Annotated in this window: 15 protein-coding genes; 4 read left to right on the top strand and 11 right to left on the bottom strand. The window is 58.2% G+C overall.

Annotated features, from left to right (window positions below):
- Positions 1-43 precede the first annotated feature (43 nt).
- Positions 44-871, bottom strand: a complete 828-nt coding sequence (locus ACZ5YA_RS14795) for a DUF932 domain-containing protein (RefSeq protein WP_024570161.1) — start codon at positions 869-871, stop codon at positions 44-46.
- A gap of 300 nt (positions 872-1171) precedes the next feature.
- On the opposite strand from ACZ5YA_RS14795, the gene ACZ5YA_RS14800 reads away from it, so the two are divergent.
- The 4 genes from ACZ5YA_RS14800 (at position 1172) to ACZ5YA_RS14815 (ending at position 5442) form a co-directional block, all read left to right on the top strand.
- Positions 1172-1978, top strand: coding sequence for a TIR domain-containing protein (locus tag ACZ5YA_RS14800; RefSeq protein ID WP_019043439.1), 807 nt, complete (start codon positions 1172-1174; stop codon positions 1976-1978).
- A gap of 31 nt (positions 1979-2009) precedes the next feature.
- Positions 2010-3629 (top strand): CBASS cGAMP-activated phospholipase, encoded by a 1620-nt coding sequence (locus ACZ5YA_RS14805; RefSeq protein WP_464092699.1) that lies wholly within the window; start codon positions 2010-2012, stop codon positions 3627-3629.
- A gap of 80 nt (positions 3630-3709) precedes the next feature.
- Positions 3710-4852, top strand: coding sequence for a toll/interleukin-1 receptor domain-containing protein (locus ACZ5YA_RS14810; RefSeq protein ID WP_080375558.1), 1143 nt, complete (start codon positions 3710-3712; stop codon positions 4850-4852).
- 2 nt (positions 4853-4854) lie between these two features.
- A complete protein-coding gene (locus ACZ5YA_RS14815; protein WP_019043436.1) occupies positions 4855-5442 on the top strand; it encodes an SLOG domain-containing protein in 588 nt (195 codons plus the stop codon).
- 74 nt (positions 5443-5516) lie between these two features.
- On the opposite strand, the gene ACZ5YA_RS14820 is transcribed toward ACZ5YA_RS14815, so the two are convergent.
- The 10 genes from ACZ5YA_RS14820 to tkt form a co-directional block, all read right to left on the bottom strand.
- On the bottom strand, positions 5517-6179 hold the full coding sequence (locus ACZ5YA_RS14820; RefSeq protein ID WP_060446450.1) for a uracil-DNA glycosylase: 663 nt from the start codon (positions 6177-6179) through the stop codon (positions 5517-5519).
- Positions 6176-7312, bottom strand: coding sequence for a nucleoside triphosphate pyrophosphohydrolase family protein (locus ACZ5YA_RS14825; RefSeq protein WP_029158621.1), 1137 nt, complete (start codon positions 7310-7312; stop codon positions 6176-6178). Before ACZ5YA_RS14825 ends, ACZ5YA_RS14820 begins: the two co-directional genes overlap by 4 nt.
- Before the next feature lie 6 nt (positions 7313-7318).
- Positions 7319-7945, bottom strand: a complete 627-nt coding sequence (locus ACZ5YA_RS14830; RefSeq protein WP_080375559.1) for an Nmad2 family putative nucleotide modification protein — start codon at positions 7943-7945, stop codon at positions 7319-7321.
- Complete coding sequence (locus tag ACZ5YA_RS14835; protein ID WP_024570157.1) at positions 7945-8412, bottom strand: TIR domain-containing protein; 468 nt, start codon at positions 8410-8412, stop codon at positions 7945-7947. Before ACZ5YA_RS14835 ends, ACZ5YA_RS14830 begins: the two co-directional genes overlap by 1 nt.
- A 92-nt stretch (positions 8413-8504) precedes the next feature.
- On the bottom strand, positions 8505-8810 hold the full coding sequence (locus ACZ5YA_RS14840) for a helix-turn-helix domain-containing protein (protein ID WP_019043431.1): 306 nt from the start codon (positions 8808-8810) through the stop codon (positions 8505-8507).
- Entirely contained in the window at positions 8791-9174 is a 384-nt protein-coding gene (locus ACZ5YA_RS14845; RefSeq protein WP_019043430.1) for a type II toxin-antitoxin system RelE/ParE family toxin, read from the bottom strand. Before ACZ5YA_RS14845 ends, ACZ5YA_RS14840 begins: the two co-directional genes overlap by 20 nt.
- Positions 9175-9308: 134 nt before the next feature.
- On the bottom strand, positions 9309-10514 hold the full coding sequence (locus ACZ5YA_RS14850) for a tyrosine-type recombinase/integrase (protein ID WP_024570156.1): 1206 nt from the start codon (positions 10512-10514) through the stop codon (positions 9309-9311).
- Between the two features lie 227 nt (positions 10515-10741).
- The gene (locus tag ACZ5YA_RS14855; RefSeq protein ID WP_118932804.1) at positions 10742-11938 is read right to left on the bottom strand and encodes a phosphoglycerate kinase; all 1197 of its coding nucleotides are present in this window, start codon (positions 11936-11938) and stop codon (positions 10742-10744) included.
- A gap of 95 nt (positions 11939-12033) precedes the next feature.
- Positions 12034-13044 carry a type I glyceraldehyde-3-phosphate dehydrogenase gene (gap, locus tag ACZ5YA_RS14860; protein ID WP_013395726.1) on the bottom strand — a complete coding sequence of 337 codons (1011 nt, stop codon included), beginning with the start codon at positions 13042-13044 and terminating at the stop codon, positions 12034-12036.
- A gap of 14 nt (positions 13045-13058) precedes the next feature.
- Positions 13059-15095, bottom strand: a complete 2037-nt coding sequence (gene tkt, locus ACZ5YA_RS14865) for a transketolase (RefSeq protein WP_464092700.1) — start codon at positions 15093-15095, stop codon at positions 13059-13061.
- Positions 15096-15125: the final 30 nt, after the last annotated feature.

The following is a 15125-nucleotide window of genomic DNA, read 5'->3' on the forward strand; positions in this document are numbered from 1 at the left end:
ACAAGGGAATGGAGGGGAACCGCCCCTCCGGCGGGGGAACGGTTCAGGCCTTGAGCTGACGCATGCCATCGGCCAGCAGCCACAGGGCGCGGTTCAGGCGAATGTCGGAATCGATGCCCTGCACGGGCCGGGTCCGCTGCCTGCGGCCATTGGCGGCGCGGCCAGCCAATCCGCCCTTGGTCAAGTTCTCCTGCGTGCGGTTGAACACGCTCCACAGGTCGGGGCGGCGGTCATCGAACCGGCGCGGCATCAGGATTTGCGATTCCGTGATGGGCGCGGGCTTGGTCGGGTCGTCGTACTTGAGGGCCAGCGCAGCGCGGGCGAACACTTCCGATTCCCCTGCATCCAGCGTGATGGCCTGCATGGATTCGCGCGATTCCTGCGCATGCTCGAAGCCACCTAGCACCTGATAGGCGCCCTCGATGACATGCCCGGCCACGTCGCCTTTGTGGGGCACGCGCACATCGCCCATGGTGTCGCCGCAGACAAGGCCATTGCTGCAAACGAAGCGGAACATGCCACCCAGTAATTGATAGCTGCTCGTGCCGTCGTGCGAGTTCAGCAGGATGATTTCATTGGCTTCGCGGGCGTTGATCTGGTTGGAGTGGCGCAGGCGCAGCATGTGTTTGGTGTGCTCGCGCCGGCCTTCGTTGCGCACGCGGGTTTGGCACACCATGAAGGGCTGGAAACCCTCCTTGCGAAGCTCGGTCAACACGGCGGCGGTGGGGATGTAGCTGTACCGCTCGGAACGGCTCTCATGCGGAGCGTCCGCGAAGATGGACGGGGCCACCCTGCGAATCTGGTCATCGGACAGCGGGGTTTCGCTGCGCAATGCGGGGGAGTGGTGAGCGAAGCGGGATGCGAGTTGCATGGTCTTTCTCCTGAGGCTGTTGAAGAAAACCGCACACCGGATTCCTAGATTCGGAGCCCAGCCTTTCGGCTGTTCGGTGCGGTCGGCACGAGGAACCCGGTTGGCCCTGTTGCCACCGTCTTTCCTGAGTTCATCGCCCGCGGCCAAAGGAGCGCGCGGACGGGGGCCGTCAAGGAAACAAGCGCAGGGTGGGTGCGGCCCGCAGGCGCAGCCGAGGACACGGCCCTGCGCGCCTTGACGGCCTACGGGAGCGGGCTACGGTCGCTGACAAGGTGATGGAGTCAGGGAAGACGGCTGGACATGGCAACGGCCCTCCCTGTGTGCCGACCGCACGGCAAGCGCAAGCGCGCAGGCCCGGATCTGGAAGCCGGGCCGGAGGCGTCAGCCAAGCGGAGCGAGGGAACGATGGAAGCCCGAAGGGGGCGAGACGCCGTGGCCGAAGGGTGCGGCGGCTCGATGCGCTACGCGCACGACAGCGCGACCGGCCATGTCCACTTGGCCGGGGATGCCCACGCAAGTCACCCCAAATTTCAACAAATGAAGATACTTGTTGTAAATTGTGACTTGGATGGAAATCGTATCTTTAGCCGCAAAGAAGCATCAGGAGAAAAAATGACGCGTAGAGCCTTTTACAGCTTTCACTACCAGCCAGACAACTGGAGAGCTGCCCAAGTCAGAAGCATGGGTGTTATAGATGGAAACAAGCCCGCTTCCGATAACGACTGGGAAGATGTGAAGGCAGGCGGAGATGATGCAATTCAAGAGTGGATTGATGAGCAATTAAAAGGAAAGACGGTTGCAATCATTCTTGTTGGAGAGAATACGGCTGGGAGAAAATGGATTAACTACGAAATAAAGAAAGCGTGGAAGGATAAGAAGGGGGTGCTTGGGATCTACATCCACAATCTCAAGGATAGCGACGGAGATCAAGCGGAAAAGGGAAGCAATCCATTTTCAAAATTCACTATAAATGGTGTCTCCATGGATGAAATCGTAAAAACTTACAATCCGCCATATTCCTCCAGTACTAATGTGTACAGTCACATCAAGGAAAACCTTGAGGACTGGATCGAAAAAGCCATTGAGATCAGGGGAAATTACTCGTAATTTAATCGTTCCAGCCAACCAGGTTTAACGCATGATTCCAAGACAACCTCTTGCAGGGGTGCGAATTCACCTCTCAGGATCTGCTCCAGATGAGCGGCAAGAAGAAATATGCTTGTTTGTGAAGGCACTAGCATCGCGAATATTTAGCGAGGGAGGTTCAGTGATTCATGGCAGTCACCCGTCCTTGTCTAAACCATTAGAAGATGCCGCGAGAGATTTTCTTCATGCGGGAGGTGAGGTAGGAGCCTTAACATTGGTTCGTGCTCAAAAATTTGCCGAAACAGATGAACAAATTGCAGAAATAGAAATCCAACGCCAATTCGCAGCGGTGCAAATAGTTCCCGCAGAAGCTGATGGAGTAAGCAATAGTGATTTAACTCCAATGCGAGACTGGATGGCCGAGCGATCGGATGCGGTTGTCTGCGTTGGAGGTAAGTGGTGGGACATAAATAAGGCCAAAGCAGGGGTCCCCACTGAGCTTGATGCGATGCTAGAACTCGGAAAGCCAGGTTTCGTTGTTGCAGGATTTGGGGGAGCAATTGCGGGTTATCTAAAGGACAACCCGAGCTTGCCTTCAAGATTGCAAAATGGACTATCTGAGAATGCAAACCGAGAAATTGCGAACGATACGTCTATCGAACGTATTGTAGAAACCATTGTCAATCAGCTAAAGCTTCTGCCGCTCGTGCGGCGCAGTGTTTCACGGGGGCGTAATTTTCGAATTCTTGCTCTTGATGGGGGAGGATTGCGAGGGACGTTTACTGCCGCCGTCTTGGCTAAGTGGGATGACATGCTCAGGAGTGGTGGCGGTAACAATCTAGTATCGCATTTCGATTTAGTGGCTGGCACATCGACAGGTGCAATACTCGCAATCGGGCTTGCCCTCGGAATAGCTCCGCGCGATATATTGAAATTCTACCAAGAGCAAGGACCGTTAATTTTCCCAAAAGATAGGAAGCTTCGACATTGGTTGAAATCCAAGCACGAATCTTCCACGCTCCGAGATTTACTGTGCAAAGTGTATGGTGATAGGAGAATAACTGATGCCTCATGCTGCAGGCTCGTTATTCCTACAGTAAGAGCCAAACATGGACAAGCTGAAGCTATTGTCACAGCCCATACCCCAGATAGAACAGCATTTCGAGATATCTCAGCGGTCGATGCCGCACTTGCATCTTCAGCTGCCCCTACATATTTTGACGAATCTGTCTGGGATGGGCCGGTTGCGCCTGAATCTTTTCTTGATGGTGGTGTTTGGGCGAACAATCCAATTCTCCCCGCACTGGCAGAAGCTGTTCGCTATCTAAAAATACCCTTGGATCGAATAGATGTTTTAAGTGTCGGCACAATGGGCAGTGAAAGCGATTTCACGGAGTCCCTTGGAAAAGGGAAAGCTGGATGGGCACCCAATAGTGCCGATCTCTTCTTTGCTGCCCAGGAGCATGGGGCACTAGTTTTGGCCGATGGTTTTTTAGGCCCAACACGCCATCTTCGGATTAATCAACAGACTCCGGTAGAAATTAAACTTGATGATGCAGAAGCGATTGAAGATATGGCCGTGCGGGGAAATGATGTAGGCAAGGATTCTTTTGTTTCCGTTCGATCTAGATTCTTGGATGGACTGTTGGCTCCAGAATGGCAACGGCATTAATTTGCCTGGAGGCCCACAGGAATCGTGCCTGAGTGGGATGCTTTCGCCCGATTTCTAAAAATTATTCGACTAAGGTAAACATGCCTTCTCTATATCAGCTTGCAATACTTGGGGCACCAAGTGCTGCTCAGATTTCTGAGCTTGAGAATATCGTGGCTCACGCCGTAGGCATGTTCAATCTGAGGCTGGGTCATGAGGTCGGATGGGATATTTGTCCCGAATCGTTCGAGCCGCCGCAGCAAAGATCAGCCGCCGCAGTTTTTTTTGGAGGTGAGAATGCTCCTATTGCCAATGTTGCAAAGCTGTTAGAGCGTGGCATCCCATTGCTGCCGGTGGCGTCGGATGTCAGTAGAGTCAGCGCAGAGATTCCTGCAATGTTGCAACCGCTCAACTGCCTAGCGTATGCAGCAGGTGGTGCACAACGCGTTGCGACCGCATTGCTGGAATGTGCAGGATTACTCCCTCGGCAGCGGCGGGTTTTTGTGAGCTACCGCCGAGGTGAAGCCCGAGAAGCTGCTTTGCAACTGTTTGACGCTTTGTCAGTTCGACTTTTCGACGTATTCCTCGACACGCACGGCATTCCACCTGCGGAGGACTTCCAGACCATGCTGTGGCATCGGCTCTGCGATTCTGATGTGCTCGTGATGCTCGACACGCCAGGTTATTTCGAAAGTCGCTGGACGAGCGCGGAGTTCGGACGCGCGTTGGCCAAGGGCATCAGCGTTCTTCGGGTCGGCTGGCCGGATGCCACACCTTCTGCGCGCACAGCTACTGCAAGCCGGGCAGAACTATTGCCCGAAGAAGTAGACCCGGGCACAGGGCGTCTGGCCGACGGGGCGGTAGAGCGCATCTGCTTGCAACTTGAGGAAGTCCGCAGTCAGAGCCATGCCGTGCGTTCCGTCAATCTTGTGAGCAATCTGCGAAATGCCATTCAAACGATCGGTGGTCAAGTAATCGGAGTGGGGAGTAACAGGGCCGTTCATATCCGACTGCCAGATGGTCGGGCAGTGGTGGTGTATCCCACGGTTGGTGTTCCTACATCGACAACACTGCATGAGGCCTCGACAAATTCACCTGATCAGTCAGTCGCCGTTGTCTACGATCACGTCGGCTTGCATCCTCGATGGCTAGGACATTTGGACTGGCTTGGCCAGTACATCCATTCCGCACGATGGGTCAAGTCGAGCGAGGCAGGTTGGCAATTTGCAGATTGGGTGGCTTGAGCATGAGCGCCATCTTCCTTTCGGCCAGCGTGCCGCTTGTTGGCCGAGGCACTTATCATGAAACGGCTAATCCGTTCCTTATCCAATGTGCAGTACGAGAGTTGGCAATGGCTGTGATTCGTCGGCACAAGATTGTCTGGGGCGGCCATCCTGCCATTACGCCGATGATCTGGACAATCTGTGAAGACTTGGGTGTGGACTACTCCCAGTCAGTGATCTTGTATCAGAGTAGATTCTTTGAGGACCGCTATCCCGAAGAGAACAAGCACTTCCAGAATGTCGTTTATACCGAAGCGATTCCCAATGAGCGGGAAGCGAGCCTGTTGATGATGCGCGAGCAAATGCTGTCACGTGAAGACTTAGTTGCGGCAGTATTCATCGGGGGCATGGAGGGCGTAGAGGCGGAGCACGAACTGTTCAGACACTTTCACCCAGCCGCCAAGGTATTGCCTGTCCCTTCACCGGGGGGAGCGGCGTTGAATCTCTCCAAGGATCGAGGCTACTTCGCCGATGGAGATCTTGCCGACGTGGACTTCGCTCGGCTCTTTCACACTCACCTCACGATGGCCATCGATGATAAGGGACGCTAGCCATATCCGCGACAATGTGATCAGCTGGCTCGCAGCATCGATTGCAACTGGTTAAAGAAACCGCCAACGCCCGTTCAAAAAAGTGATTGATTCCGTAGTGGGTATCCATAGAGTTCCGAAATTTGCTCCTGAAACTGTGTTTGGCCACCGTAACTCGGATGCCTCACACAAATAACGGGCACCGTATCCGTGATGCGATGAGCTGCTGCGGCAGCGTCATTTCCTATGGCAACGATGCGGGATGGCTGCAATAGGTCAATAAGTTGCTGCAGCAATTCTTCGCCCGCACGTCTTTCACGAGCATTGTGCTGCCGGTTGGTAAACGGATCACCCGATTCGTGCGGATGAAGTGGGAAGACGTTCCAAAGGAAGATACGAGCATCAATGTGCTCCAGCATGTTCCATATGACTGCAGCAGTTCGCTCAGCCACTGCGCTTCCTACGGTAGGTCGTTCTGCAACTAAATCGAGGTCCCAACGCTTGGCATGATGGGTCATGTGAACGTCATCAGTCAGGGCCAGCCCCGTGCGGCGCCCCCCACGGTATCCAAGGTCTCGGCCAATCCATATTGCATCGACCGGTTCCTCCAGCGCGCAACGCAGCATGGCAGAAAGCGCCGCAGTTCGGCGCCGAGGTGCATCGCGACGGTCATGCACTTCGCAACGATCTGAATACGGGTTAAAACAGTTTTCAAACTGCAGCGAGGCCACCGCCTCGACAAAAGGGTGAGTCTTCATTTCTCAAGCTCCAGCGGCATATATTTGATTGTGCGCTGTTCACGGTCGCCAATGATCCAACCTCCCTGATTTTCTTTGAGCTGCCGAAAAACGGCATACCCGTCAAGGATAGCTTTCTCCCACAACTTCAGCGGACACTTTTCCACTTCATAGCCGCTAACAAATTCACCAATGGTTTTCAGAATTCCCAGAGAAATCTTCTCCTGCTTCTCGAAGAAATTCAATTCCTTTGCTCTAGAAAAAATCCAGGCAGTAAGGCCTTCTTCAACAACAATGGCTCGACCACTATCCTGCTCCTCATCGTACTTCGGCTTGCTTTTTCGTTTATGCTTGATCAATGCCCGAATCACGGGTGACCAATGTAGTACGGCCGCATATGAAAAATGGAAGACGTCGTGAAATCGATAACCATCGCGGTCAGCAATATTGTCAGTCAGAGGGTCTCCTATAAATACCCCATTCCATTGAAGATAGCTCTTTCCGCTTCCTCGTTGATTGACTCTAATTTTGAAATTTCTGGGCAGTTGTTCTTCATCCCCGAAATCGCTATCGAAATCAAGACCAATTAAATCAGCAGGTTGTGGCTCTAAAAAGGCCCCGCGAGCTTTCCGAAGATTGCCGCGCGCCACTTCTGAAAATATCAATTCGGCAGCACGAATGGCGTCCAAATAAGCTCGTGCAAAGGAAACTAGATCACTATGCGTAGGGGAACTACCCAACAATGCTGCGGCTGACTGACCTAAACGTACCAGCGTGGTATCCACCGAACCCGGTTCAGCAATTGGCATGGCAATGTAAGCCAACGCGCCCTCGGCCATGTCGCTGGCGGCTCCCACGTTCTTAAAATCCCCATGGTTCGCTGCCTCGGCAAAAACCTCTTCAAGGGGAATTTGCATACGCCTGCAGAGCGCTGCCAGATACCAGAGAGTGTCGCCAAACTCTTCTTCGGCCGCCTTCTTAAACCCAGGATAGGCGGATTTCTCCCGAATATGCTTTTTTGCCGTAGCCATAATTCCGCCTATTTCCCCATATAAACCTTGAAGAACTGGGGAAAAATCGGTCGGATTGAGCACATCGGTAGCTGCAATTTCTGCTGCATAATCCGAGAGCAGAAGAGATCCTTCTTTTTGCATGTCAAATTATCCGCGAAGAGTGAGCCATTCGAATGGGGGCCCTTGATAGCCGGCAACACCCAAACTACGTATCCATTTCTCTAGATTGGCAAGCAGTTGAGGATCATTAAAGCAAGTCAACCCTATGCCACTTTTGCACAGAGGTCTACCATTTCGGTCTTGCAGTTCTAGAGGGAACTTTGGCCCCGTCCCTCCGAAATAAACAAAGTCATTGCTGACCAAAACCCTGTTTACTCCAGTGTCGCGCTGTACGTGCTGAGGATTAAGTGTTCCGTCTTCCCGGGAGTGAAAAGAATCTCGTTGCTGCCAAGCTGCCTCAGGCCCATCTCTAAAGTAGATGTTGTCTCCACAACTTTGCTTCCGGCTTCCGTTGCGAAAAGGTTTTTTCGATTCAAACCTGGGATTCAGCGCATATTCGTCGAGTGTCATTACCTCGGTAACGCGCATGCCGTACACAAGATGTCCACCTCGACCCACGCCATGGGCATTGCTGCCGCTGCCGATGACCCAGTCACCAACTTCGGCACTGCGGCGAATACCTGGCTTACAGGTTACTAGCGTACAGTGACCATAAAACGGATTGGGTGCAAAACCACTGTCGTAGCGCACCACGTAGGAGTGAATGCGAGCCATCAGCAGGGGTGTCGCTTAAGGGGAACAGTGCTGCAGGAACCACCATCAGGCTTTTCCCATGTGTCTTTGCCATTAATCGCATCAATGATTGCATCGCCGTTCCAACCAACCAAGGCGTCAGCGTATTCCTTCAAGGCATCGGGAATATCACATTCTTTTTCACCATGTTCCCAAACGCCCACAATGCGTTTGCCCTGCTTTGCAGCATATTCAATCTCCCAGTTAACCCAATCGCTATCTTTTGTCTGGGGAGAAACGTAGCAAATGAAGACGCCAGCCCAGTTGATCGCAGGTGCCAGAATTTGGGTCTTTATGTAGTGCTCATCAGTGGCGTTGTTGAACTTCCCTGTATGAATCGAGGAGTCTCTGACATCCAGACCCTTCGGAGCCAGTAGATCTTTGAGCTTCTGGAGTCCATGATCGTCCTTATGGACATGGCTGATAAACACGTTTCTCGTCTCCGCCACCCGTTACCTCCATAGATGTTTTTACAACCGTTAAACATCGTAACTTCATTTGAGGCAGATGTCTGCGGGAAGTGCAGACCTATTTGTCTTGATCAAAGGATTGCCTGCAGCCCCTTGTTCGCGATGACATTGAGCAGTTTGAGGGCTGGCCCTGCAGGATGGGTGTCGCCTTGCTCCCACTTGCGTACCGTGGATGCCGTGGTGTGCAGGTGCAGTGCGAACACCGGCTGGCTGAACTTCAGTTCCTCGCGCAGCCGCTTGATGTCGGCCGCGCTGAACTCCCGTACTGGCGGCGGGCAGATGGCGTCGAACTCGCGCATCGTCACCTTGCCGATCGCGCCGGCATCGTGCAGCGCGGCCAGATCGCCGCGCAGGGATTCAATGAGCTTGCTCGTCACAACACACCTCCAATAGAACGCCTATCTGCAGCGCTTTCATCAAGTCCTCTGCCGATAGCTCCAGAAACACCTTTCCGGCGAACTGCAGCGCCTTCCTTTCGTCCTGCGTGATGTTCGCCTTATCGCTTTTTGGGAATCCATGCAGAAACACATAGCGGCTACCGATTCGCGCTGACAGCAGCGTTCGATAACCGCCGCTCTTGCCGCCACCAAGACGGGCCACCCGCTTTTTGTAGAGGAAGCCGCCCAGGTCAGCATCAATCAGGCCAGCCTCCATCTCGTGAACCGCCCGGCACAAGGCGGCATCGGGCAGCTTCTCGCCCGCCTGCCACCGTGCAAAGTCCTTGCGCTTGAGGACATTCATGTCAGGCAACCTCTAAAGTATGCCCGAAACGGGCATACTTTTCCAGTCCCGCAGCCGGCCAAGGAGGGGACCCTGAAATTGTCGTGACAGTGTCGCGACAATTCCGGCAGCAGAAGCCATGTGTTGGAACCTGCTCATGCTGCCACCTCTACCGGGCGCTGCGCCCCGGTGATCGCCTTGCGCCGGTTCGCCACCAGTTCGGCCGCCTCGCGTACCGGTTTGTCCTCGGTGTGGACGTAACGCATGAACATTGCCACGGTCTTGTGCGCCGTCAGCGCCATGCCGACCTTCACCGGAATCCCCGAGTTAGCGATGTCGGTGGCCGAACGGTGGCGGATGCCGTGCGTGCCCACGTGGGTCACGCCGGCGCGCTTGAGGATGCGCGTCCAGCCGCTGTAATACTCGCCCGTGGTCAGGTGCTGCCCCGGATGATTCGGGGACGGGAACACGTGCGGGCAACCGTCCTGGTGCGGCGCGGTGGAAAGCAGGCGGTAGGCTTCCTCGCTTAAGGGCTTGGACATGCCGCCGGTCTTGCTGTCGGGCCAGACCACGCGCCGGTTCTCCAAATCCACCCAATCCCATTGCAGGGTGACGATCTCGGAGCGGCGGCCCGCGAACTCGAATTGCAACCGGATGGCCAGCGGAAGGATCGCATGATCCAGCCCCAACCCATCGGTTTCCAGATAGTCGAGATACCGGAACAGCTTGCCCATCTCCTCGTCGCTGATGAGGTGCGTGGCCTTGCCGTTGGGGTACATCGGGACATGGCGGCACGGGTTGGTGCCGTCCGGCCGGTAGCCCCAGACTTCGGCCAGGTTGAACATCTTGCGCATCACGCTGAACGTGCGGTTCGCGTCCGCGGGCTTGTGCGCCATCTTCTTCATCGCCCCGGCCACGTCCGGGCGTTTCACGTCCTGCACCTTCATGCGGCCCAGCATCGGGATGATGTTACGGGTGATGCACTTTTGGTAGCCGGCCTGCGTGCTGGGCTTGTTGCGCTGCTTGGAGTGGTCCTCCATGAACTTCACACACAGTTCAGCGACGGTCGGGGCCTTGCGCGCGGCGGTCTTGGCCGCACCGGGGTCACCACCCCGACGGACCTCGGCCAGCCACTCCTGGGCAAGGGAACGGGCTTGTTCGACGGTGAGTTCCCCATAGAGGCCCAAGGCGGGCTTGCGGCGTTCGCCGGCGTTCGTCCGATACTGGAGCATGAACACCTTGCGGCCTGCTGGCGTAACCTTGCACAGGAAGCCGGGCACCAGCGTGTCCCGGAATTCGACGGCCTGCGCCTGAGGTTGTGCCGCATCGACTGCGGACTTGGTGAGCTTGATTTTTGCCACGATGACTCCTCGGAAAGACCCGGTTTCCAGGAGCCTCATAGGGGTCAGCAGAGGGGAAGCCGGGTCAGGTTTCGGAAAGCACCGGCATATGTTGAACTCGCCTAAGTTATTGATAAACCTGCTGTATCGGGCTTGGGCGTAGTCCAGCGAAATGCGGTGCTGGAGTCATGGTGAAATAAAAAAAGCCGCCCCATCGGGGCGGCTTCGGTCTTGCATGGCTAGCCGTATTACTTCGCGTAGCGCGCTTCCAGCACGGCCACGGCGGGCAGGGTCTTGCCTTCCAGGAATTCCAGGAAAGCGCCGCCGCCGGTCGAGATGTAGCCGACCTGCTCGCCGATGCCGTACTTGGCAATGGCGGCCAGGGTGTCGCCGCCACCGGCGATCGAGAAGCCTTCCGATTCGGCGATCGCGCGCGCCACCACCTCGGTGCCGTTGGCGAACTGGTCGAACTCGAACACGCCCACCGGGCCGTTCCAGACGATGGTGCCGGCCTGCTTCAGGATATCGGCCAGTTGCGCCGCGGTCTTGGGGCCGATGTCCAGGATCATGTCGTCGTCGGCCACGTCTTGCGCCGCCTTGACGGTGGCTTCGGCGTCGGCGCCAAAGGACTTGGCGCACACCACGTCCACCGGAATCGGCACGGCGGCGCCGCGCTGCTTCATGATGTCGATCACGGCGCGCGCCTGGTCGACCTGGTCGGGTTCAGCCAGCGACTTGCCGATGGACAGGCCGGCAGCCAGCATGAAGGTGTTGGCGATGCCGCCGCCCACGACCAGCTGGTCGACCTTGTCGGCCAGCGACTGCAGGATCGACAGCTTGGTCGATACCTTGGAGCCGCCAACGATGGCGACCAGCGGACGCTTGGGTTCGTGCAGCGCGCGGCCCAGGGCTTCCAGTTCGGCGGCCAGCAGCGGACCGGCGCAGGCCACGGGCGCAAAGCGCGCGATGCCGTGGGTGGTGGCTTCGGCGCGGTGGGCGGTGCCAAACGCGTCGTTGACGTAGACGTCGCACAGCGCGGCCATCTTCTTGGCCAGCGTTTCGTCGTCTTTCTTTTCGCCGACGTTGACGCGGCAGTTTTCCAGCAGCACGACCTGGCCATGATCGACCTGGACGCCATCGACCCAGTCGCGCACCAGCTGCACCGGCATGCCCAGCAGTTCGGACAGGCGCTGGCCGACCTTGGCCAGCGAATCGGCTTCGGTCAGCACGCCTTCCTTGGGACGGCCCAGGTGGGAGGTGACCATGACGGCGGCGCCGGCGTCCAGCGCCATGCGGATGCCAGGCACCGAGGCGCGAATGCGGGTGTCTTCGCTGATGCGGCCGGCGTCGTCGAACGGCACGTTCAGATCGGCGCGGATGAACACGCGCTTGCCGGACAGGGCGCCGGACTTGGCCAGCGCGGACAGAGTGTTGACCTTGGACATATTTGGATTCCTACGATGGGCGTACAAAGGGGACGAACCCATTTTCCGCGTACGCGGAAAACAAATCCGTCCCCTCTATGGACTAGCCGTGTTGCTTACTTGGCCGACATCAGCGCGACGGTGGTGTCGAGCATGCGGTTCGAGAAGCCCCACTCGTTGTCGTACCAGGACGAGACCTTGACCAGGCGGCCCGAAACCTTGGTCAGCGACGCGTCAACGGTGCTGGAGGCCGGGTTGTGGTTGTAGTCCACCGAAACCAGGGGCTCGGTGTTGTAGTCCAGGATGCCCTTGAGCTCGCCTTCCGAGGCGGCCTTCAGGATGCCGTTCACTTCTTCGGCGGTCGTGTCGCGGCTGGCCACGAACGACAGGTCGACCAGCGACACGTTGATGGTCGGGACGCGGATGGCGTAGCCGTCCAGCTTGCCGTTCAGTTCCGGCAGCACCAGGCCCACGGCGGCGGCAGCGCCGGTCTTGGTGGGGATCATGCTCATGGTGGCCGAACGCGCGCGGCGCAGGTCTTCGTGGTAGACGTCGGTCAGGACCTGGTCGTTGGTGTAGGCGTGGACGGTGGTCATCAGGCCGTTTTCCAGGCCCAGCTTGTCGTTCAGCGGCTTGACCAGCGGGGCCAGGCAGTTGGTGGTGCACGAGGCGTTGGAGATGACGGTGTCGGTAGCCTTCAGCACGCCGTGGTTCACGCCGTACACGATGGTGGCGTCGACATCCTTGCCGCCGGGGGCCGAGATGATGACTTTCTTGGCGCCGCCCTTGATATGCGCGCCGGCCTTTTCCTTGGTCGTGAAGAAGCCCGTGCACTCCAGCACCACGTCGACCTTCAGCTCGCCCCAGGGCAGCTCGGCCGGATTGCGGTTGGCCAGCACGCGGATCTTGTCGCCGTTGACGACCATGAAGTCGCCGTCGACTTCGACGGTGCCCGGGAACTTGCCGTGGGCGGTGTCGTAGCGCGTCAGGTGAGCGTTGGTCTTGGGATCGCCCAGGTCATTGATGGCGACGATTTCGATATCGTGCTTCTTGCCACCTTCGTAGTGGGCACGCAGGATGTTGCGGCCGATGCGACCGTAACCGTTGATGGCGACGCGAATGGTCATGACTAAGCTCCTTTTTACAAAACTTGCTTGACGGTCTCGGCCACCTTGTCGGCGGTCAGCCCGAAGAACTTGAACAGTGCGCCGGCCGGCGCGGATTCACCGTAGCGGTCGATGCCGACGACGGCGCCTTCCAGGCCCACGTACTTGTGCCAGAAGGCGGTAACCCCGGCTTCGACAGCCACCCGCGGCAGGCCCTTGGGCAGCACGGATTGCTTCCAGGCGGCGTCCTGGCGGTCGAACACGTCGGTGCTGGGCATGGAGACCACGCGCACGGCGATGCCTTCCTTGGCCAGCTGCGCCTGCGCGTCCAGCGCGATGGCGACTTCCGAACCGGTGGCGATGATGACGGCGCGGGCGCCTTCGGCATCGCGCAGCACATAGCCGCCGCGGGCGATGGCGTCCACGGTGGCGGCGTCGCGCGGCACGAACGGCAGGTTCTGGCGCGACAGCAACAGGGCCGTGGGGCCGCCGTCGTGCACGTCCATGCCGATGCTGGTCGGGCGCGTCACGGCCGCGTTCCAGGCCACGGCGGTTTCAGCCGTATCGCAAGGACGCCACAGCGACAGGTTGGGGATCAGGCGCAGGCTGGCCGCATGCTCGATGGACTGGTGGGTCGGGCCGTCTTCGCCCAGGCCGATGGAGTCGTGGGTGAACACGTGGACCACGCGCTGCTTCATCAGCGCGGCCATGCGGATGGCGTTGCGCGAGTAGTCGGAGAACGTCAGGAAGGTGCCGCCGAACGGCAGGTAGCCGCCGTGCAGGGCCACGCCGTTCATGATGGCGGCCATGCCGAATTCGCGCACGCCGTAGTTGATGTGGCGGCCGAACTGGATGCCCTTATCGCCGGCGCGGACGGCGGCAACGCCCTTCCAGTCGGTGAAGTTGGAGCCGGTCAGGTCGGCCGAGCCGCCCAGCATTTCCGGCAGCAGCGGCGCCAGCGCGGTGATGGCGAACTGCGACGCCTTGCGGGTGGCGACGGTTTCGGCCTTTTCCAGCGTGGCGTCCAGGAACGCCTTGAACTGTTCGGCGTAGCCGGCGGGCATTTCGCCCTTCATGCGGCGCTTGAATTCAGCGGCTTCGGTGGGGAACTCGGCGGCGTAGGCGTCGAACGCGGACTGCCATTCAGCCTGGGCGGCGGCGCCCTGCTTGCGGCCATCCCAGCCGTCGTAGATGTCTTGCGGAATCTGGAACGGTTCCGACGACCAGCCCAGCGCGGCGCGGGTGGCGGCAATCTCGTCCTTGCCCAGCGGCGCGCCGTGCACGTTGTGCGTGCCGGCCATGTTGGGCGAACCCTTGCCGATGACGGTGCGGCAGACGATCAGCGTGGGCTTTTCCGATTGCGAGCGCGCGGCCTTGATGGCGGCGTCCACGGCGGCGACGTCATGGCCGTCGATGCCGCGGATCACGTTCCAGCCGTAGCCTTCGAAGCGCTTGGCGGTGTCGTCGGCGAACCAGTGTTCGACGTGGCCGTCGATGGAAATGCCGTTGTCGTCATACAGCACGACCAGCTTGCCCAGCTTCAGCGTGCCGGCCAGCGAGCAGACTTCGTGCGAGATGCCTTCCATCAGGCAGCCGTCGCCGGTGAAGGCGTAGGTGTGGTGGTCGACGATGGCGTGGCCGGGCTTGTTGAATTCAGCAGCCAGCAGCGCTTCGGCCAGTGCCATGCCCACGGCATTGCCCAGGCCCTGGCCAAGCGGGCCGGTGGTCGTTTCCACGCCCGGGGTGATGCCCACTTCGGGGTGGCCCGGCGTCTTGGAATGCAGCTGGCGGAAATTCTTCAGCTCTTCGATCGGCAGGTCGTAGCCGGTCAGGTGCAGCAAGGCGTAGATCAGCATCGAGCCGTGGCCGTTGGACAGCACGAAGCGGTCGCGGTTGGCCCAGGCGGGATCCTTGGGATTGTGACGCAGGTTGCCGGCCCACAGGGCTTGGGCGATTTCCGCCATGCCCATGGGAGCACCCGGATGCCCGGAGTTCGCTTGTTGCACGGCGTCCATCGCGAGGGCGCGGATGGCATCCGCCAAGGCAAGTTTAGGGGCGGTCGGATTGCTCATTCGGAAGGCTCTTTGAAGCTGGCGGGCCTA

The sequence above is a fragment of the Achromobacter sp. JCM 18799 genome (assembly GCF_055395645.1).